The sequence below is a fragment of the Ectobacillus sp. JY-23 genome (genome assembly GCF_023022965.1).
Taxonomy (GTDB): Bacteria; Bacillota; Bacilli; order Bacillales; family Bacillaceae_G; genus Ectobacillus.
On record NZ_CP095462.1, the window covers coordinates 2909358 to 2930944 of the forward strand.

The 21587-nt window shown below is 42.2% G+C and carries 15 protein-coding genes and 1 riboswitch; of the genes, 5 read left to right on the forward strand and 10 right to left on the reverse strand.

The features are described 5' to 3' along the window. Positions 1-37: 37 nt before the first annotated feature. The 7 genes from MUG87_RS14790 to MUG87_RS14820 all read right to left on the reverse strand — a co-directional run bounded on the left by MUG87_RS14790 (position 38) and on the right by MUG87_RS14820 (position 9297). Positions 38-1306: an S-adenosylmethionine decarboxylase related protein gene (locus MUG87_RS14790; RefSeq protein WP_247083161.1), complete on the reverse strand. Its 1269-nt coding sequence runs from the start codon at positions 1304-1306 to the stop codon at positions 38-40. A gap of 215 nt (positions 1307-1521) precedes the next feature. Continuing rightward, entirely contained in the window at positions 1522-3321 is a 1800-nt protein-coding gene (ade, locus tag MUG87_RS14795) for an adenine deaminase (protein WP_247083163.1), read from the reverse strand. A gap of 96 nt (positions 3322-3417) precedes the next feature. Beyond that, a riboswitch (purine riboswitch) is annotated at positions 3418-3519 on the reverse strand. Between the two features lie 280 nt (positions 3520-3799). Further along, on the reverse strand, positions 3800-5326 hold the full coding sequence (locus tag MUG87_RS14800; RefSeq protein ID WP_247083165.1) for a tripartite tricarboxylate transporter permease: 1527 nt from the start codon (positions 5324-5326) through the stop codon (positions 3800-3802). Positions 5327-5336: 10 nt separating this feature from the next. Continuing rightward, positions 5337-5792, reverse strand: coding sequence for a tripartite tricarboxylate transporter TctB family protein (locus MUG87_RS14805; protein ID WP_247083167.1), 456 nt, complete (start codon positions 5790-5792; stop codon positions 5337-5339). 56 nt (positions 5793-5848) lie between these two features. Beyond that, positions 5849-6856 carry a Bug family tripartite tricarboxylate transporter substrate binding protein gene (locus MUG87_RS14810; protein ID WP_247083169.1) on the reverse strand — a complete coding sequence of 336 codons (1008 nt, stop codon included), beginning with the start codon at positions 6854-6856 and terminating at the stop codon, positions 5849-5851. Positions 6857-6998: 142 nt separating this feature from the next. After that, on the reverse strand, positions 6999-7694 hold the full coding sequence (locus MUG87_RS14815) for a response regulator (protein WP_247083171.1): 696 nt from the start codon (positions 7692-7694) through the stop codon (positions 6999-7001). Beyond that, on the reverse strand, positions 7678-9297 hold the full coding sequence (locus MUG87_RS14820; RefSeq protein WP_247083173.1) for an ATP-binding protein: 1620 nt from the start codon (positions 9295-9297) through the stop codon (positions 7678-7680). The genes MUG87_RS14815 and MUG87_RS14820 overlap by 17 nt, the downstream gene beginning before the upstream one ends. Positions 9298-9811: 514 nt before the next feature. Here MUG87_RS14820 and MUG87_RS14825 point away from each other — a divergent pair. Beyond that, a complete protein-coding gene (locus MUG87_RS14825; RefSeq protein ID WP_247083175.1) occupies positions 9812-13597 on the forward strand; it encodes a S8 family peptidase in 3786 nt (1261 codons plus the stop codon). A gap of 526 nt (positions 13598-14123) precedes the next feature. Here the strand turns inward: MUG87_RS14825 and MUG87_RS14830 are convergent. After that, positions 14124-15086, reverse strand: a complete 963-nt coding sequence (locus tag MUG87_RS14830) for a glycerophosphodiester phosphodiesterase family protein (RefSeq protein ID WP_247083177.1) — start codon at positions 15084-15086, stop codon at positions 14124-14126. 257 nt (positions 15087-15343) lie between these two features. On the opposite strand from MUG87_RS14830, the gene MUG87_RS14835 reads away from it, so the two are divergent. Continuing rightward, complete coding sequence (locus tag MUG87_RS14835; protein ID WP_247083179.1) at positions 15344-16021, forward strand: FHA domain-containing protein; 678 nt, start codon at positions 15344-15346, stop codon at positions 16019-16021. Between the two features lie 29 nt (positions 16022-16050). Here the strand turns inward: MUG87_RS14835 and MUG87_RS14840 are convergent, their stop codons facing one another. Then, the gene (locus MUG87_RS14840; protein WP_247083181.1) at positions 16051-16602 is read right to left on the reverse strand and encodes an NAD(P)H-dependent oxidoreductase; all 552 of its coding nucleotides are present in this window, start codon (positions 16600-16602) and stop codon (positions 16051-16053) included. 353 nt (positions 16603-16955) lie between these two features. On the opposite strand from MUG87_RS14840, the gene abc-f reads away from it, so the two are divergent. Then, positions 16956-18575: a ribosomal protection-like ABC-F family protein gene (gene abc-f, locus MUG87_RS14845; RefSeq protein ID WP_247083184.1), complete on the forward strand. Its 1620-nt coding sequence runs from the start codon at positions 16956-16958 to the stop codon at positions 18573-18575. A 111-nt stretch (positions 18576-18686) separates the two neighbouring features. Here the strand turns inward: abc-f and MUG87_RS14850 are convergent, their stop codons facing one another. Then, a complete protein-coding gene (locus MUG87_RS14850; RefSeq protein WP_247083186.1) occupies positions 18687-19166 on the reverse strand; it encodes a hypothetical protein in 480 nt (159 codons plus the stop codon). 96 nt (positions 19167-19262) lie between these two features. On the opposite strand from MUG87_RS14850, the gene MUG87_RS14855 reads away from it, so the two are divergent. Together MUG87_RS14855 and MUG87_RS14860 are read left to right on the forward strand one after the other, a co-directional pair. Next, positions 19263-19847 (forward strand): vWA domain-containing protein, encoded by a 585-nt coding sequence (locus MUG87_RS14855; RefSeq protein WP_247083188.1) that lies wholly within the window; start codon positions 19263-19265, stop codon positions 19845-19847. 330 nt (positions 19848-20177) lie between these two features. Continuing rightward, positions 20178-21425, forward strand: coding sequence for an MFS transporter (locus MUG87_RS14860; RefSeq protein WP_247083190.1), 1248 nt, complete (start codon positions 20178-20180; stop codon positions 21423-21425). Positions 21426-21587: the final 162 nt, after the last annotated feature.

The window sequence follows — 21587 nt, forward strand, 5'->3', positions numbered from 1 at the left end:
AGATTTCTACGAACATCTACCGACATTCATATCCCACCTACTCATTGTGCTTTAGTCTTCTCATTCTCTGATGTAGCAAACCATTAGAATGATTATTTTGACCAATTACGAATTCGCTCATATAGTAGGTTATATATTTTCCGTATTTGCTTTTTGTATGAGATAGCAGTTCGTCGACATAGTACACACCAGTTGGAATTGCATCCAAAAGCAAGCTACTCAATCCTGCATATATGCCACAAGCGACTTGAAAATAAGTTGCATTGGTTTTATATGTTTGAAAAATTTCACTGCTCTTCATTGAATTATACATGTATCTTTCGAGATTTTCATATACAAGCAGCACGCCGACAAGATCCTCACCCTCTACCTCCCCTTCAGAAGGGTCAATCACTTGTTGCTTCCAGTCCCAGAGTTTATCCGTATCACTAAGATTATTTCGAATTAATTCAGTAGTGTGCTCGTTCACACGGTATATGAATCCTATTTCCATATCATATAATTTTCCTAGTGTTAGAACTTCCTCATGAGGCATCAGACAGCCATAAAACTCTCTCTTTCCTAGTTTTACTTTATACTCTGACTCGTACACTTCTTCATACAAGTAAAGCGGCAGATGATGCTTAACGAACATAGGGTAACTTAAAATGGCTTCATCGAGAAAGCATTCTACCGACCATGATGTATATATGGTTTCAGATTCAATCATTTTCTTGTCGGCAAAAAAGGATGTGTCATGTTCTACAATATAGCAGGCTAAGGGTTTCTCTTCAGGATTATCTTCTATTAATTTAAGTGCCATCCACTGCACGACTCCTGGATTCATACCGGAACTTATAATCGCTTTCGTGTTTGTAAAGTCTTTTTTTCTATTTTCAAATCGGCCATAGCGTTCTGTGAGTGGAAAACCGTATAAGCTGCTGTCTTCATCAACCAGAGTATTTTCTAAGGCTGTATTGACGTAATAAACTCCTAATGCATTACAGCATGCAAGCATTTCAATGGTATCGGCCCATGACACATCTATTACAACTTTTGTATGTGTTGTTTCTAAATGTTTATGAAACGTACTGTTATCTTTTAAATCAAATTCTAGAAGGGTAAGCTTGTCTTTTAAGTTTGGGAATAACTGAGCATAATAATCTATCGGTTTTTGATTCATATCAATTAAATAGAATGTAGTGTGCAAAAGGATCTGATGTAAGGGATCTTGCTTATCTACGATTGATTGATTCAGAATAGATAGTACGGACTTAGCGACCCCTCCACCACTTCCGAGAATAGTAATCGCGTATGGGGCGTTCATTACAGCTCTCCTTTATCAAGTATTTAAAATAGTTTATGAATACTTGATAAAGATTGCTTGTACCATACTACCAAATAAAATAATAAAGTAGAGAAAGTCTTTATAAGGTATGCAAGTATTCTCAGTGAATACATGTATATGAAAGGGCAGACTTTTTGTAAAGTCTGCCTTTTTGTACGCAATATGAAATCGTTTATATTATTCCACTTTTGTTCTTATACATGTGTATCTCCATGTATATAGGAATCTATGATGTTTTGGTGCAAGGGAGGTGCTTGAACTGCAACCTCAATATGCATAAATTGCTCAACATCAAACAATCCTGTGTCTGTCAGCTTTAAGGCAGGGATTACAGGCAGTGTTAGGAACGAAAGTGTTAGAAATGGATTGAAGTTGCCTGTAAAACCAATTTGAGGTAATGTTTTTTTCAACATGCTAAGTTCTGTGTTTACAGTATGAAAATCCTTTTCAGACATTAATCCAGCAATCGGCAATGGTAGAGCCTGTAGGATTGCTCCATTTTTTACAATCACAAGACCACCTTTTAGTTGCTTGAGAGCGCGAACAGCAACTTGCATGTCGTAATCATTGGTCCCTGTCGCAACAATGTTGTGAGAGTCATGTGCAATTGTTGTGGCGATGGCTCCTTCTTTTAGTCTAAATCCTTTTACAATGCCCTTCCCAATATTACCTGTATGTTTATGTCGTTCTACGACTATCATTTTAAGTTGGTCCGCTTCCACAGAAGGGCAAAAATATCCGTCCTTCACCTGCACGTTTTCAATGAGCTTGTATGTTCTTAACTGGTTTGGAATGATGCCGATTATATGAGCTTGCTTGGACTCTCCAATTGGAATTTGCAAGTCTTTTTCTGTAAGTTCGGGAATATGAACGGTTTCTGTCAGCTGCGGCAGCGGTTGATTCTTGCACAATTCTTCGCCAACGTACATACCGTTTTTTCCGACAAGTGTTCCGCCCCTAAATACCTCTGAGATGATAACTGACTCCAGGTCATCAAGCAATAGGAAATCTCCCTCAAATCCCGGTGCTATGGCTCCTTTTGTATGCAAGCCATAGCACTCTGCCGCATTCAAAGAAGCCATTTGAATAGCAAGCAGCGGAGAGATGCCGTATTGAATTGCTAAACGCACGTTGTGGTCAATACTCCCTTCTTTGATTAAGTCATCCAAATGTTTATCATCTGTGCAGAACAGAAAGCGACGTGCATTATGAATCGTTACAGCTTGTATAAGAGACTGTAAATCCTTTGCGACAGAGCCTTCACGAATCAATACGTACATACCACGTCTGATTCGATCTAACGCCTCAGAAGCTGTCGTACATTCATGATCGGTGGTAATGCCTGCGGATTTATAGACATTTATAGCGTTTGTGTCGAGTCCGGCCAGATGACCATCAATTTGGTTTCTATGTGTTAATGTAGTTGTGATTTTATCAAGCATACTGTTCTCTGCGTGCAAGACAGACGGATAATCCATCACTTCAGCTAAACCATGAACACGTTTGTGCTGGAAGAACGGTTCTAAATCAGCGGCATGTAGCTCTGCGCCTGCATTTTCAAAAGGAGTCGCAGGTACACAAGAAGGAAGCATAACACGTACATCCAGTGGAATGTCCTCTGCGTTTTCAAGCATGTATTGAATTCCTTCGGCGCCAGATACGTTTGCGATTTCATGTGGGTCTGTAATTACAGTGGTCACCCCGTGCGGCAGAACGACCTTTGCGAACTCGGCGGGACTGATCATAGAAGATTCAATATGAACGTGACCATCAATGAAAGCGGGACAAACATAGCGACCTTTTGCGTCAATAATTTGCTTGCCTTCAAATTCTCCAATGCCAACGAACATCCCATCTGAAATTGCTACGTCGCCTTCAATAATCTCAAGGTTAAATACATCAATAATGCGTCCATTTTTAATTACAACATCTGCAGGTGTTTGCTTACCCGCCGCCATAATGTGTTTTTTTAATTGCTCTTTTCTTGTTGTCATTTTTCTCGTCTCCTTCATGCAAAATAAAAAACCTTAGGTACCTAAGGTTTGACATAGAGAAGGAGAAAAGAGGCGCTTCACCTACGAAAAAGGGTAGGGAAACTCCATCCTCCTCGTAGTCAAACCATTTACGGCGGTTTGGTAGAAACTTTTGGACCATATCTCCAATATTATACGAGTGGATTGTATATTGTTCGTAAATTGATTAGTTAACATTCTAGCTATCTAGGGGAATGGTGTCAATGGTCATTGTGAAAATTTGAAAATTAAAAAAGGAGTGGGGGGATTTAGGGTAAATAAGACACTGAATGCTCCTGTTTTTTCTTTGTCCCCCCGCCTTCATTACGGTCTATAAAGAGCAAATTGTCCTTTTAGTTATTGTGATTGTTGCTAAACATGCTGTGGTATTCAAAAAATGGAGAAGATGTGTATCATATAAAGAAGGAGCAGACTATACAAATTGTCTGCTCCTTTTCTGTTAAGCTTCTTCGTTGATAATGACGCTTCTTCCTCGCATTTTTAAAATGAGCGGAATGACCATCCACATGACTGCAGTCAGCAAAAAAATAAGAGAAACCGGCTTTTGTAGGAAAATGCTGTAGTCACCGTTCGACGTTGTTAGGGCCCGGCGCATATTGTTTTCAATCATAGGGCCGAGTACAAGACCAAGCACGAGCGGAGCAACCGGGAAATCGTTTTTAGTTAGAAAATAACCAGCGACACCGCAGGCAATAAGGAGAAATAAATCGAAAGTAGTAAATTGCACCGCGTATACCCCGAAAATTGAAATTGCTATAATGAGTGGGAGTAAGTATTTCACCGGTGTTTCAATAATTTTCGCAAATATCTTTACAAGCGGCATATTTAAAATGAGGAGCATTACGTTACCGATAAACATGCTAGCGATGAGTCCCCATGCAACTTGTGGATGATCATTGAATAAAAGAGGGCCCGGCTGTACGTTATACATGATTAAAGCGCCCATCAAAATGGCGGTTGTGCCGGAACCCGGGATGCCAAGCGTCAGGAGCGGAATCATCGCGCCGCCGGACGCTCCGTTGTTTGCTGACTCCGGAGCTGCGACTCCTTCAATCGCACCTTGCCCAAACTTGCCAGGCTGTTTGCTGAGTTTCTTTTCGGCAATATAGGAAAAGAACGAAGCCAGTGTCGCTCCTGCTCCAGGTAAAATGCCGATAAAAAATCCAAGAAGCGAGCCGCGAATGATTGGTCCTGTGCTTCTTTGCAAGTCTTGCTTTGTCGGCAAAACCCGTCCAATTTTTGCGATTTCTCCGCCAACTTCATCTTTTTCTAAAATGGTTTTAAACACTTCACCAAGTGCGAATAACCCTACCGCAACCGTCAAAAATTCCAAGCCGGAATATAAGACTGGCAGATCGTATGTGAATCTGGCAACTCCTGATACGTTATCCATTCCGATGGTTGCCAACAATAAGCCAACCACTGTCATAATTAGCGCTTTAGTCATCGATTTTCCCGCCAGACCGCTTACTGCGCAAAGTCCTAAAATCATCAGAGAGAAGTACTCGGCTGGTCCGAAGGAGATGGCGATGGCCGATAACGGCTGCGCCAAAAGAACTAGACCAATCAATGACACCAGTCCTGCTACAAAGGAACCGATTGCGGAAATGGATAAAGCTGCGCCGGCGCGACCTTGCCGTGCCATTTGATAGCCGTCTAACGCCGTAACAACAGAAGACGATTCACCTGGCGTATTCAATAGAATGGATGTTGTGGATCCCCCGTACATTGCACCGTAATAGACACCTGCAAGCAAAATAATAGAGCTCGCCGCGGCTGATTCCGGATCCAGACCTGATGTCAAGGTGGCTGTTACCGGTATGAGAAGAGCTACGCCGCTCATCGGACCGATGCCCGGAAGAACGCCGACTGTTGTCCCGATTAGAACACCGACGAAGGCGAATACCAGGTTATGCCACTGAAGAGCTTCAATAAATCCGTTTGTGAGAAATTGTATTGTTTCCATAGCACGCCTCCTAGTTCAGCCATACAGGAAAGCCCGGAATTGAGCCCTGTAGCACTTCAACGAATAAGTAATAGACGCCGTAAGAAAATACGCCTGAAATCAGCAGTGTTTTCCATAATCCACCTCGCTCCATAACTTGGAATCCGATTACAAGGAATACGAAGGTTGTAATTACATAGCCGATGGTTTCCAGTAACGCCGCATACAGTATTGCTACAATGAGGATAATGAAAAATCTTTTATAATCCAATGATGACTTTTTTCGTTCTGTCCCGTAGTAACGGAAGGTTTCAAAGAATAGGCGTATACTTAACAAAACAAGAATGGCGCCGAGAAAGGTAGGGAAAATGTCCGGACCCACAGTGCTTCCATATGCGCTTGTGGCAATCTTTCGACTTTCAACTAAGAAGCCTATACCGGCGATAAAAAATACAAAGCTTATATATCGATCGAATGTTCTGCTCATTATAATGATTCCTCTCCTAATTTTAAATAGGGGAAGAATAGTCCTCCCCCTTGGTATTATTTCGCCATGCCAAGAGCTGTCAAAAGCTCTTTGACTACTTTGTCTTGCTCATCTAAGAATACTTTGAAATCAGCAGCATCCTTGAATTCGCTTTCCCAGCCGTTCGCCTGCAGTTCTTTTTTCCAAATTTCATTTTTGTTCAGAGCCTTTAGCTTTTCTTCCCAGTATGCAACTTCATCCTTCTTCATTCCCTTTGGACCAAAGACACCACGCCAAACCGTAAAGTCCGCTTTGATCCCAGCTTCTTCAAAAGTAGGCACATCCTGCAGCAGACCACCAAGGCGTTTCTTTGCACTGATAGCAAGCACCTTCACTTTGCCTGCTTTTACATACTCTCCTACACTGGAAGTGTCCGTCGCAATCGCATCAGCGTTTCCACCGAGCAACGCTGCCAGCGCTTCACCGCCGCCGTCATAGGAAACATATTTGACCGCCTTTGGATTGACGTCGTACTTATAGGCCGGAAGAATTGCAACTAAGTGATCCATGGAACCAGGAGCAGATCCACCTGCCATGGTAACCTTTTGCGGGTTGGTTTTGATTGCTTCTAGCAATGATTTCAAATCTTGATACGGGGAATCCGCTTTGACAACAATCGCACCGTAGTCCTTTGTCAGTTGTGCAAGTGGTGTCGTATCTCTATACCCATATGGGCTGTTTCCTTCCTTCTTGTCATGATTAATTAAAATAGGTGGTGAGCTGACGAATAGTTTATAGGGATTGTTTTTATCTTGTGTTGCATACTCTGCCAAAAACACCGTTCCGCCGCCTCCTGGTTTGTTCTCAACTGTGATGGTTTGCTCTACAAGTTTTGTTTCCGTCAGCACCTTTGACAAGGAACGTGCTGTTTTATCCCAACCCCCCCCAGCTCCAGATGGCGCGACAATTGTGAGCGGTTTCTTTGGATAATCTTTATTCGTCCCTGAAGTTTCTTTTGCTCCACCGCATGCAGCTAGATTTAATGCGAGCATACCAGCAAGCAATACCCCTGCAACTTTCTTCATTTAAATTCCCTCCATATCATTTTTTACATATTAAAAAGACAGCATGTAAGCGCTGTCTTTAAGTTATCAGAAAAATTTTTTTATTTTAAGTTTTTGTTCATAAGGTCATTAAATGTAATATTTTTTATTTTGTTCATAAAATTCACGATTGAACTTGGAAATACCGTCGTTCTGGACGTCCCACACTTCCGTAAATTAGATCAGCCCGTACTTTTTTCTGTGAGATGAGATATTCCAAGTACCGTCTGGCAGTAGAGCGGCTGACACCAGAGCGCTTACTCAATTCCTCAGCGGTTACGCCATAGCCGCCTATTGTAGAAGTGCACTTCAAGATTTTATCTAGCGTGAGCGGGTCAATTCCCTTTGGTGCGCAATCCTGTTGTTTTTCAAAAATTTGCTTTCCAATATTCCACATACTCTCAATCTGCTCAAGCGACAGTTCTTTCTCTTGCTGTAGCTTTTCAAGCTGAGAGGCATAGTTTTTTAGGCTCTTCTCAAAGCGATCGAAGGTGAGGGGTTTTACAATGTAATCAAATACACCACCCCTTAGCGCATGTCGCACTATATCCGCTTCAGAAGCAGCAGTAATCATAATGATATCAATATCGGGAAAGTGCCCTCGAACGTATCTTACAAGTTCAATCCCACGCATGTCCGGCAAATACACATCGAGCAAAATAAGCTGCGGCCGCAAGAGTTTTATCCATTCCTTTGCCTGTTCGCCGGTCGCGGCAGTCCCGACGACACGAAAACCCTCTATTTTTTCGGTAAAACGGTGGTGAATATCCGCAATACGGAAATCGTCTTCGACAATTAATACTTCAATAACTTGTAGCATGCGCCTCATTCCTTTCTTTTGGAATCGCAATAATAAAGAGTGCTCCATTCCAATCGCCTCTCTCAATCGCAACCGTACCGTTCAGCTCTTTTACGAGCTCTTTGACCTTTGCCAGCCCGTAGCCACGTTGATTTGTAGCTTTTGTGGAAAAACCGCGCTGAAAAATATGAGGAAGCAACCTATCATCAATACCAGGTCCTGAATCCTCTACCTCTATTAATATATCATTGCCCATGTCTGTCACAAACAGCCGGACTTTTCGATTGTATACATCATTTTTCTCTACTGATTCAAAGGCATTTGTGATTAAGTTTCCCAGAATAGAAACAACGTGGCTACTGTCTATATAAGGAGGCAACTTGTCTAAGCTACTCTCCCTGTCAAATACAAAGTCGATTTTTAGCTCACGTGCCCGGTTATAAAAACCGATTAGGATACCACCTAACCAGGGATTGCGCAATCGTTTCATAATGAACTGTGTAAAGTCATGCTGCACTGCCGTCTCTTTATGAACAAGCTCCAGCGCTTCCTCATAAGATCCTAATTGAATTAAACCTGACAATGTATAAAGCAAATTATTAAACTCATGCGTCTGTGCGCGTAATGCCTCTGTGTAACGCTTGACCTGTGAAAGCTCCTCTGTAAGTTGATCTATTTCAGATTTAAGCCGAAAACTTGATACAACTCCAATTACTTCATCTCCCTGCTTCACAGGTACGCGATTTGCAATAACTATTTTGTCCCCTAAGTACAGTTGCTTGTCGAGTTGTCGTTCGCCGGTATGAAGGACATCCATTATGGATGTTGTCGGTACTATCTCTAGTACATGTTTGCCGATGACTGTATCCCAACGGTCAAGAGATAGAATTTCTGCTGCAGTTTGGTTAACCAAGCTGATTTTCCCTGTCTTGTCAGTAACCATGATTCCTTCTCTCACAGATTGGATAATGGCCCGGTGCTCTTCATATAGTTTAGATATTTCTTCTGGCTCAAAGCCGAACATAAGGTTTTTGATATTGCGCGCTAAATAGATAGAGCCCACAGTACCCATTAGGAGTCCTGATGCCGCAATCCATACAATCAACTTCCCATAGTCGTGCGCAATTTCATAAATATTCTTCATGAGAAATCCTACTGAGACGATTCCAATAATAGTACCGTCTTCATCGCGAATAGGAGCTTTTCCACGCAGTGAGAGACCTAGCGTGCCTGTTGCTTTGGATATGTAGGAGACACCGTTCTCAAGAGCGAGTTCATTATCTCCTCCTACCATTTTTTCACCGATTCGATCCGGATTCGGGTGGGAATAGCGTATGCCTTCTTTATTGCCTATAACAATAAACTCTGCTGTTGTTTCAATACGAATTCTTTCCACGAGAGGCTGAAGCTGTTCCCAGGGCTTTTCTGTGCGAAAGGCTGCTCGTACCTCAGGCATTGTCGCAACAGTCTCCGCAACATTTAAAGCTTGTTCCCCGAGTTGCTGCTCTGTGGTACGCGAAAGCATGTAGTATAAAAGGAGACTGATTTGAATGAGAATAATCATAATTAAAGCAACAATAAACAAGGTAATTCTAGGTTGTAGCTTCAGTTTCTTAAACCTCAATTTTAATGCCCCTTCTTTTTTATCTAAAATTTTAAAATAATTAGAGATATTTGTACAGGTAGGAACGTGTTACTACGATAACAAGAAGCCTCCATAATCGATAGACGCTTCAATTTCAAGGTTGCTCTAACTTTATATTTTAAGGGTGTAGCTTATTTAAGATTGTCATCATTTAATGTATATTCAAAAATATTTTGACGGTTTAGTTGTTAAAACATATGTTTCTGCGCTTAATTTGGGGTAATTTTTTCCAGATGTAGTAGGTGATTTGGTATCATTTAGTGGAAATAGACAGAAGTAAGCTAAAAGCATAATAAGAAATAAACCCAAGTCAAAATAGCTAGCGAAATATTGTTTTTGTTAATTATTTGCCTGATAATTCTAATTGTCAGATTTTTGTTTGAGGAGGAATGCTATATAAACCTATTGAACAATGATACAAGGTATATATTTGTATCTGTATGGGAAAGATTGCTTGAAAACTATGAAACTATCAATGAGTAGGAGGGATGATATGTACAAGAAATCCAAAATGTCGAAGGCCATGGGGATTGCGTTGTCAGCAACTTTGTTGTTGTCTCCCACACTGAGCTCCCAAGCACAAATGTCCGCTTCATCACCAAAAAGCACAGATGAGCAGAAACAGCTAGATAACCAAAATGCTATACAAGAAGCCAAGATGACTTCTATCGCCAGCGGTGAAACGCGTACCATTACATTGCTGACGGGTGATGTCATTACTGTCACAGGAATCGGGGACGGTAAAATCACAATTGATATCGAACCTGTAGATGGGGGAGAAGACCGGACACGAATTATGACAATCAATAACGAAACGTTCGTCATTCCAGAAAAGGCGATGCCGTATGTGGCATCCGAGCAGTTGGATCAGGATTTATTCAATATAACAAAATTGCTAGAATACGGATATGACGATTCAAAGGTGAGCAGCGTTCCAATCATCGTGCAATACACAGCAGGAAAAGCGAGAGCTTTGGGTGCTGTACCGACGCCGCCTGCCGGATCTCAACAAACGCGTGTATTGGAAAGTATTCAGGGCGCCGCTCTTTCGACTGATAAGACAAAAGCGGGTGAATTTTGGAAAGCGCTAACAAAAAATTTGGATGTGAGATCCGTAAAAGCGAAAGCAGCTCCTCTCCAATTGGAGGCAGGAATCCAAAAAGTATGGTTGGACGGCAAGGTGGAAGCTAATCTGGATAAAAGTGTTCCGCAAGTAGGTGCCCCGACCGCATGGGAAGTGGGATACGATGGAAAAGGAACAACGGTGGCGGTACTTGATACGGGTATTGATCAAGATCATCCTGATATCGCACCTCAGCTTGACGACGCCGTCAATTTTGTACCGGGCGAGGACATCAATGATTATAACTCCCATGGTACGCATGTCGCTTCGACCGTATTAGGCACAGGTGCGGCCTCTGAAGGACGCAATAAAGGTGTGGCACCGGGTGCACGCCTTGTAGTGGGAAAGGTACTAGCCAATAATGGAACTGGTCAAGATTCTTGGGTAATAGACGGAATGGAGTGGGCCGCAGATAAAGCGAAGATCGTCAATATGAGTCTAGGCTCATCAGAGGCAAGTGATGGAACAGACCCGATGTCACAGGCTGTGAATCGGTTGAGCGCTGAAAAAGGTACGCTTTTCGTCATTGCTGCAGGTAACAAAGGCGGTGACAGCATGATTGGTGCGCCCGGAGCCGCAGATGCTGCACTTACGGTCGGAGCTATTTCTAAAACAGATCAATTGGCTTCCTTTTCCTCCAGAGGTCCGCGTTTAAATGATTATGCAATCAAGCCAGATTTATCCGCGCCTGGTGTTGGAATCGTGGCGGCACGTTCCCAATATTCTTCAGGAAGTGGCGTGTATATGTCGAAGAACGGAACATCTATGGCAACGCCGCATGTAGCAGGAGCAGCTGCAATCGTGGCGCAAAAACACCCAGATTGGACGGGCGAACAAATCAAACAAGCGTTAATGAGCTCCACGAAGCAGTTACAAAATCTCAAACCGTATCAAATCGGAGCAGGGCGTTTGGACATCCCGGCTGCGCTTGGCGATATCCAGGCGACAGGATCTGTGTCCTTCGGCTTCTTTGATTGGCCGCATGCTGAAAACGAAGTAATCGAACGCACTGTGACATACACAAATGATAGTGATACAGATGTGACACTAGATTTAGTTCCTGTTTTTGCTAATGATAAAAACCAACCGGCACCGGAGGGTATGTTAAAGGTGTCTGCTGACAAAATCACAGTTCCAGCAAAAGGAAGCGTATCCATCAAGATATCTGTCGATGCAGGCAAAGGCGCTTTAGGGACTAAATACCAAGGACAGCTTTTCGCCAACGTCAACGGTAAGACAGTTGCCCATACCGCGATGGCGATGGTGAAGGAAGACGAACGCTACAACCTGAAGCTACAGGCGTTTGATCGTGATGGCTCTCCGAATTTGGCATACGCTTTGGTGTATAGTCCTGGTTGGGGAGAGCGTTTAGTGGAAGTTAACGGTTCCACAGAATTGCGTGTTCCTGTCGGTACATATTCCATCACATCCTTAATGGAGGTCGATACAAAGACGGATAATAAGGGAGTCGCTTTTGTCGGGGATCCAGAATTCGAGGTCAAGAAAGATAGTACACTTGATCTGGATGCACGTCAGGCTCGTGAGGTAAAGGCGGAGGCGCCTAAAAAGAATGAACCGTCTTTCAAAAGAATGGAATACTTCATTAAAACTAGTAAAGGCCGTACCGGACAATTATGGCAGCTACCATCTACAGTGGACAAAATATATACGGTTCCTGTCCAGAAGATGGATGATGGTAACTTTGAACTCGCTGTACGTTGGCGCCTTATCAAGCCAACTCTAACAATTAAATTACAAGGCAAAGAGCTGGATGATCTCCCGCAGATAGGTGTGACGAACTTGGACGGTGAATACCGATTGCCTGTGGTATATGTCGGAAAAGGTGGGGCTACTGATTACGCTGGCTTGGATGCAAAAGGGAAGATTGCTGTTGTGGAGCGAAGCGATGAAGTAAGCACACAGCAGCGAGCGGCAGCTGCGATCGCTGCTGGTGTGAAGCTGTTGCTTGTAGTAAATGACAAGCCGCAGGAATTGCGGGAAAGCTATGTAGATGCAAACAGAAAAAGCGTTCCATTAGCAATCGCAGCTGTCAGCGGTACGGAAGGTGCATCTCTTGTGGAAGCCGCACGTTCAGGGAAGTTGATGCTGGATGTGGAAGCTGTACGAAATACCCCATATTTATATGATTTGGTGAAAGCTTATAACGACGTGATACCAGCAGGAAAAGAAGCGCTTTTATACGCCCCTACAGAAGATGAACTGGCGAAAGTAGATAGCCGTTATTATTCTGATCGGCTGGCTTCTGGTGAAGAATGGCGTTTTGATTTCCGTCCGCATCGTTCTCTTGATAGAAAGTTAGATTTGGATGACATAGACCTACCGATGAAGCGGGAAGAATGGGTATCCGTAACGCCTGGATCGACATGGTATCAAAAAGCAATGATTACAGATGATTTTTGGGAAGTGCGTGATAAACTCACAACATATAACCCAGGAGGGCGTTCAGAAAACCATTGGTTCGCACCTGTTGTTCGTCCAGCTTTTAGTGAAAGCTTCTACGCACCTTATCGAGAAGGGAATAATGTCCATCTTAATGTTCCAGCTTGGAGTGATGGTGGTATGCATGCGGGTTTCCTCGATCCGAGCACATTGGATGACACAGTGAAAAAGCTGTATCAGGGAGATACTTTGATCCATGAATCTAAAGGACAGGGGCTTGTGTCACCATTGGGTTATCCATTTCCAAGTGAACGAACACAATATCGCTTAGTGAGTGATTCAAAGCGTGATCCAGCACGTTGGCATACATCTGTCCAAACGCATACAGAGTGGAAGTTCTGGTCAGATTTTGAAAACAAGCGTGTAACATTACCTTTGCTTGCGCTACATTACGATATTAAAACAAGCTTAAGCGGAGACTCATTAGCGGGTGCTACTATGAAGCTAGGACTATCCGCAACGCATATTGCGGGTGCAAAAGGAGCAGGTAATATTGAAGGTGCAACACTTGAGGTTTCTTTTGACGAAGGGAAAACATGGAGCACCGAGCAGTTGAAGCGCAAAGACGGAAAGTGGGTTGCATATATTAAGCACCCGAAAAAGCACGGTGGCTCTGTATCACTTCGTGCAAGTGCATGGGACGATGCTGGCAACAGCATTAAACAAGAAATTATTAAGGCGTATGGATTGCGGTAATAGTTAAGAGACAAAAAAAGAACCCGTTCAACATATTAGATTGAACAGGTTCTTTTTTGTTTTTGCAGTTGATACCCTATTTCTAACAATTCAGAAATGAATTGATTTATATCTCCTACGAGTATTCCACCATGTCCAGTACACATCACATCCGCATCAAATCGTCGAATTTCCTCTAATCCGTTCAGGAAAGATTGTAATAAATAATCCAATTTTCACCTCTAACTATAGAAAAGTATTTATAACTGCTAAAGCATAATTCTATGCTTTTATTAAAAAAGCCTTTTTATCTATAAGGCTCTGTTAAAGTGTGTTGTTGATTTCCGTTACGGGAGTTCGCTTTCCGCAGACGGTCAGGGAGCCTCCTCAGCGCTATGTGCCTGTGGGGTCTCCCTTTGAATCGCTTTTCCCGCAAGAGTCTCACCCCCTTCACTCCAATCAACAAGTGCAAATGATCAACAGTAGGCTTTAACACAGCCATCTATAAAATAATGAAGAGATGGCGACATTCTTGTTTAAAAGTAGCTTAATATGCAGCGCCAATCCTATCAATTCGGTTTGTCCATATTCCTCCTGTATAGCCATCGGGCAAACGTTTTAAATCTGCCTTTGTGTCAAATCCCTCTGACCAATTTCCGCTTCCAGCCACAATAATGACGCGGGTGTTTGCTTCCTCCATGCGCTGTAGGAATTTATGTGGCCATCCCCATAGATAAGAGGTGTATTTTTCCGGAATATGTAGCTGTGTGTTTTTACATGAAGCTGGAATTTTTCCAGTCCAGCCTATGCCTTCGTATGATAACAGGCAACGCTTCAAGGTCGCTTTTGACATGACACGCAGTTCAGGTAACTGTTCCTGTAATATTTCAATTGGCTTATCTCCACCGTAAACAGTCAATGTTTTTAAGCGTTTGTCGGGCAAAGTAAATAAATACTGAGCCAACTGTATCCCTTCGGCCGGATCATCACTTTTGATGTGAATCAAAAACTCCTGCTCCGGAAATTGAGTTAACACTTCGTCTAAAGAGGGCATAAGTCCTACACCCTTGCCGCGAAACGGATGCGTTTTTCCGTTATCTGCTGTGTAGCCGTAGCCGATATCCAATTGCTTTAACTCATCCATTGTATAATCTGCCGGCAAGCCCGTAGCGTTTGTTCGGCAATCTAATGTCCAATCATGAAACACTGCAAATTGTCCATCTTTTGTTGGTCTGATATCAAATTCTACGACGTCAGCCCCTGCACGAAAAGCTGCTTCCATTGAAGGTATGGTATTTTCTAGATAAGGGTGCTCTGGTTTGAAGATTCTTTCTGCTGTACAAGTGTCTCCTGTAATGCCTTCCATACTAAAGGTTTGACCAAGCCCTCGATGCGCAAGCAAAAGGGGTTCCCCACTTTTGTTTTTGCTTAATATAGAACTATTATTCATGAACATAAAGATAATTAACAAAGAAAAAACAAGTCCTGCTTTTTTAAGTTTCACTTTCATAACCTCCGTTATCATTGTAAGATTAAGAGTGTTTTTGTTTTATCATATCGCTTTTTCAAAATGACACAATGACGAAAAAGTGATAAATACATAATAAGTTTCTTAATTATATAAGTACGGATAGGAAAATCGCTGATGTATGGTCCAAGAGTAGACATCTTGCGAGGTGTTCTGGCTCTTTTGTTTTGGTTCTGTCTATATGTCGGAAAACTACACGAGCTTATATACTGAGAAATGACAGGTTAGGAGCGTGCAAAATGGATACATCCTCTTTTTTAATGGTAGAACGCGGAGTTCCTTTTGCAGAAGGAAACATGTTTTCGTTACAGCAGTCGTTACTGATACTGGGCAGGAGAGGAAGCGGATGGGAACCGGATATTTCCTTTCAAAATGTGTTTATTTCAAGACGACATGCCGCAATTTATTATAAGAATGGAAGCTACTGTATTAAAGATTTAGAAAGCAAGCACGGAACCTTTTTAAATGATACACAGCTGCTTCCTAACAAAGGAATTACATTGAAGCATAATGATAGAATTTCACTGGCAAGCGGTCAAATTATTCTTTCCTTCATGTCGCAAAATATGGATGAGACACTAGAGCTAGCACCTATTAGGATACATGAAGAAAGCAGCTCTCAAGATCTAAGATTCAATGCCATCAAACAAGAAATCACTGTACAAAATGAAACCTATTCTTTTTCCGAGAAAGAGTACAAATGTTTAGAACTTTTACTGCAAAATAAAGACCAATTTGTGTCTAAAGAAGAACTAAAAAAATGGGTATGGTCAGAGCGGATTTATATAGAAGGAAGCTCAGATGTAAGTCCAGAAGAGTTGAATGCATTAATGTACCGCATACGTAAAAAAACGAGTGGTGTGTTAATGATTGAGAATATTAGAGGCAAAGGATATATTGTGTCTGTAAATATGTGAAGATAGGACTGCATGCCGCAGTCCTATTTTTATGTACCGAATACATCCTGCAAATGCTTATGTAAGTCGCTCATATACTTATCAATATCTGGATTAGCAACAACATCGTGACAAGAAAAGGTTTTAAGAGATTCCATCCCTACAAATTCGTGTGCTTTATGCAAAGACAACAAGCTTTCCTCTAACGATTTCCCTTCCATAAACTCGTTTACGTTTTCAAATACATGTTCAGGTGCATTCCATGTTGTTGAAAACATTACTTTTTTCCCTTGCATTAAACCACCTTTTCCATAAACATCTGAACCTGCAAAGAAGACACCATATGAATAAACGCGATCTATGTATGTCTTGAGTAGACCCGGTACGCTGAACCAGTAAATGGGGGTTTGATAAATAACTACATCTGCCCAAGTGAACTTTTTGTGTTCTTCCTCAATATCATAACCATTTTGAACTACAGTTGTTTGTATCTCATAAGTTCCTTTTAATGTTGCTACAATCGCATCAAAAATGGTTTTGTTCAATTTACCTGGTGCGAACTCATAATATTCATGTCCGTTGATAATTAATATGTTTTTCATTACACATTCTCCTTTATATAGTTGCTGTCACGTTTAATTTGTAGCAAAAAAGAGAACTTATACCATATAAAGCTAATGTATCTTGTCAATATATATGCGCATATACTATAATGGGAGTAATTTCAAGAAAGGAAAAGGTGCTCGGGAAACATGGATAACTAATTTTATTTCAGCTACGCATACGTTACAGCTTTATAACGAATGACATGTACGCCAGAGATAGGATTAGTCTGCCCATTTTTCGAATACCTTTCCTTTAACGGATTTTTTTATTGGCCTTGCTATAGGCTTTTTTGTGGTATTCTAATGTACAAGGCAGACCTCCTCTCTAGGATTAGAAGGGGGGTTTTTTTATGTTCAACATGAAAATGACAGGATTAGAAAAATATATAAAAACGCGCTTATTATTCAAGCTTGCGGATACCATTACCGTAGAAAAGGGCGATCGTATTGGAATCGTCGGTGTGAACGGAGCCGGAAAATCAACACTCATGAGGGTGCTGGCTGGAGAAGAACAGCCGGATAAAGGAACGGTAGAACGAAGAGGTTCACTAGCTGTTATTCAGCAATTACATGAAACTCTGCAAGACATCAGCCCAGAAATGCAAAAGCGCTGGGGTGTTCCGACTGGCAGTGCACAAATGAGCGGCGGTGAGCAAACGCGTGTGAAAATTGCGGCTGCCTTGGAAAAGCATGCAGATGTTTTATTAGCAGATGAACCGAGCAGTCATTTAGATCTTGCGGGAATTGAAGAGGTTGAAAAACAATTAAAAAACTTTCCAGGAAGCGTATTGCTAATATCCCATGACCGTTCTCTCTTGGATGCAGTTTGTACAAAGATTTTAGAACTGGAGCATGGGGTATTAACCTTGTTCAAGGGTAACTATTCTACTTATCTCGCGCAAAAACAGCTGCTAGTTCAGCGGTCACAGCACGAGTTTGAGAACTATGAGCGAGAAAGAACGCATTTGGAGCGTGCTATCAATGCGAAGAAGGAACGAGCAAAAGGAAGTGCCTCTAAGCCTAAGAGGTTAAGTCACAGTGAGTCAAAATTAGGAAAAGCAGCAGCTGGTAGCCGACAAGCGAAAATGGAGAAGACAGTGAAAGCGTTGGAATCACGTCTGCATCAATTGGAAAAGAAAGAAAAGTCGCGTGAATTAGATCACGTGAAGTTTGATATACAAAACCATACACCAATGACGGGGAAATACGCGATTTCCTTTACCCGCGTGACAAAATCTGTTCCGGGCCGGATGCTATATCAATCTTTTTCAGGCATCATTCCGCCGGGAGCGAAGGTTGCGCTCGTTGGCGGCAATGGTACAGGAAAATCCACACTCCTCAATATGATTGTAAATGGAGAAGCTGGCATTTCGGTATCGGGCAGTGTGAAGATGGGTTACTTTCACCAAAGGCTTGAGATTTTACATCCTGATAAGAGTATTTTAGAAAATATTATGGAAGATACGAAGTATACGGAAACCTTTGCCCGAACAATATTAGCAAGGCTTTTGTTCAAGCGAGAAGACGTATACAAAACCGTATCGATTTTAAGCGGCGGGGAACGAGTCAAAGTCGCACTAACGAAGGTGTTGCTTGGTGATTATAATGTATTACTTCTCGATGAGCCGACGAACTATTTAGATATACAAACACAGGAAAGCTTAGAAGAAGTACTGCGAAACTACCCAGGTACAATCTTGTTTGCGACACACGACCGCAGCTTGATGAATGGAGTCTCCACGCATACGCTGACGATTGAAAAAGGTGGTACAGTAGCACTTGTAGAAGGAAACTACAACGCATATCTAGCGAGTAAGGAAGAAAAACAGCAGCCAGATGAAGAAACCAAGCTTCTACTAGAGCGTGAGCTGAATGAAATTATCGGCAGACTGTCCATGCCAACCAAAAAAGATAATAAAGAAGAATTAGAAGCACGTTATCAAGCGGTGTTAAAGAGATTAAAAGCATAAGAAACAGGCGCTCCGAACCAGGGAGCGTCTGTTTTGTATCGGCAAAAAAGGAACTTGGTGAGTTTCACAGATAATCTAGTCACTTCTTACTATGATATTTGGCGAGAAGCCTTAATTTAGTGTCTTGCATCCAAACCGATAAAGCGCCGCATTCACATCATCTATGCCGTAAATCCCGCGCTCTAAGCAAAATAATAAAATTAAATCCGTAGTCTCGCTTTCTGATAAAACATGTCCGGCCGCCTCTAGTAATGTATCAACTTCATTGCGACTCAGTTCTAGCGCTAGCGCTAGTGCAATGGCGGTATGCTTACGCGGGCGATAATCTGGATTAGATCTTATTTTGGAAAAGAGCTTGCGGTCAAGACCCGCTTTTTTATATACCTGTGCATCTTGCAGCTGTTTTTTATCAATATGTGCAAACAACAGCTGTGCAAAGGTTGGCTTGCGGCGTGCTTCAACAAAGCTCTCTAAATCGAGCTCCATCAGCTCCAGAGAATAAAGGGGTTCTGCACTGCAAAGCGAGATTGATTTTTGTCGGTGAAGATCAATATAAAGTTGCAGGTCGAGAAGTGTCTTAGCGTCTAGCATAGCGCCTCCTTACAAATGTCGCTTTAAAAGCGACCATCAGATATGTCGTAGTTGTTATTATCATATCATGATTGCTAGCTGAGGAGGATGATGGAAATGAACAAGAATTTAACAGAAATTGTGTTTTTGCTAGACCGAAGCGGCTCTATGTCAGGGCTAGAAAGTGACACGATTGGCGGTTTTAATGCGCTTATTCGTAAACAAAACCAAATGAAAGGTGAAACAAAAGTTACTGTTGTGCTTTTTGACGATGAATATGAAGTGGTATGGGACGGTGTGGATGCCAAGGAGCTAACACTAACGGAAAACGAATATCAAGTAAGAGGCTGTACGGCCTTACTAGATGCAATCGGCAAAAGTATTATGGATGTAGGTCGCCGCTTATCACAAACAAACGAGGCACAGCGCCCTGGTAAAGTGATTTTTGCGATTACAACAGATGGAGAGGAAAACGCTAGCCGAGAATTTACATATGAAAAGATAAAAGAGATGATTAAGCACCAACAGGAAACATACAGCTGGGAGTTTTTATTTTTAGGCGCAAATATAGATGCAGCTCAAGAAGCGAAAAGTATTGGTATTCATGCGGAGAATGCATTTGAGTTCCTGGCATGTGAAAGCGGTGTGCAGGATATGTATACGATGATGGAACAAGAAATCGTCAAGCGGAGAGTGGAATAAGAGGACGACCTTGCGTAGTTCGTCCAGCAGATTGCAACCGTACAATACCTGTTCTTTTTTTACTCTAAAGGGAATGTTTGTTCTGTTTTTGTTGATTTTTCATAATAAATACCATAGTATAGAAGTAACAACTTACGGAAGGGTGAACAAAGGGCGATGATGAACTAATCTCTATGTAGAAAAAGTCGTAAAGGAAATACGAGAAATTTTTCTGGATGGGATTAGTATGGCCTTTTGAGAGCTAAATGCGTGTGAAACATGTCTCTAGACATGTTTTGTCGTGTTTGGTGCCAAAAAGCCTCCTGTCCAGAAAAGACAGGAGGCTTTGTTATGTCTGAAACAATGGAAGGTCCAAAGGCTAGCTTTGGACAACTGTTTCAAAATCGTGTCATTCGAACCATTTTAGTATCGGTTCTGTTCTTGCAAATTGGTATCTGGGTTCGTAACTATTCTATTTTGTTGTATGTAATTGAAAAAACCAACGAAAATCCAGTGGCGGTGTCATTGATTTCTGTTGCGGAGTTTGCACCAATCTTTTTGTTTTCATTTATTGGTGGTACGTTCGCAGACAGGTGGCGACCGAAACGAACGATGATTTGGTGCGATGTATTAAGCGCGGTTTCTGTATTTGTGGTGCTGTTAACCCTCGTGTTCGGAAGCTGGAAGATGATTTTCTTTGCTACGCTGGTGTCGTCCATTCTTTCGCAATTCTCACAGCCGGCTGGTATGAAATTATTTAAACTGCACGTGCCGGCGGAGCTTGTACAAATGGGAATGTCTATGTATCAAACATTGTTTGCGCTATTTATGATTTTAGGGCCTATTCTGGGGACATTTGTGTACCAACGCTTCGGTATCATGGCGGCAGTAGCGGTGATGGGCGTTGCATTTTTATGCTCGGCAGCCGCACTAGTGATGTTGCCGGCAGACCCTGAGGCTACAGATGAAAAGCGCGGTACAACATTGGTAGAAGAAATGAAAGCAGGTTTTCGTTATGTATTAAATAGCAGGCCGCTTACATTGTTAGGTGGCTGCTTCGCCGCAGCAGGACTTGCGATTGGACTAACGCAGCCGCTTAGTGTGTTTCTTGTAACAGAAAGACTTGGTTTGCCGAAGGAAGATCTGCAGTGGCTGATGACTGCATTTGGTGTTGGGATGATTTTAGGCGGTGGTATTACGATAGCCATCTCCAAAAAAGTACCACCGCAAGTGCTTCTTGCGATGGGGATGGCGGCAAGCGCCGTTGGGTTTGTTATGTTAGGCTTCTCAACCGCGTTTTGGCTCACGCTAACAGCGCAGTTTGTGTCTGGCTTGTTCATGCCGTGCATTCATATCGGCATCAATACAATGATTCTGCAAAATACGGAAGAATCATTTATAGGACGTGTAAACGGCATACTCAATCCTCTTTTCATGGGAACGATGGTGATTAGCATGTCTGCATCCGGCTGGCTAAAAACACATATGTCTATCGTATATATTTATGAAGTGGCCGCAATCCTTCTGGCGCTTGGAATTTTGACGCTTGTACCGCTTATGAAGAAGAGAAGAAATGAGGCTACAGCAGAAGGAATGTAAGGAAGAGGCACAGCGAAAAGCTGTGCTTTTTCTATGTAGAATAACGTTCATCGCGTATGTATGCTTTTACGAGATAGTTGCTCCTCTTAAGTTCTAGTCTCACTAAATATCACAAATTCTACTTATCTAATTTCTGAATATTTAATTAAAAATCGCGGTTAT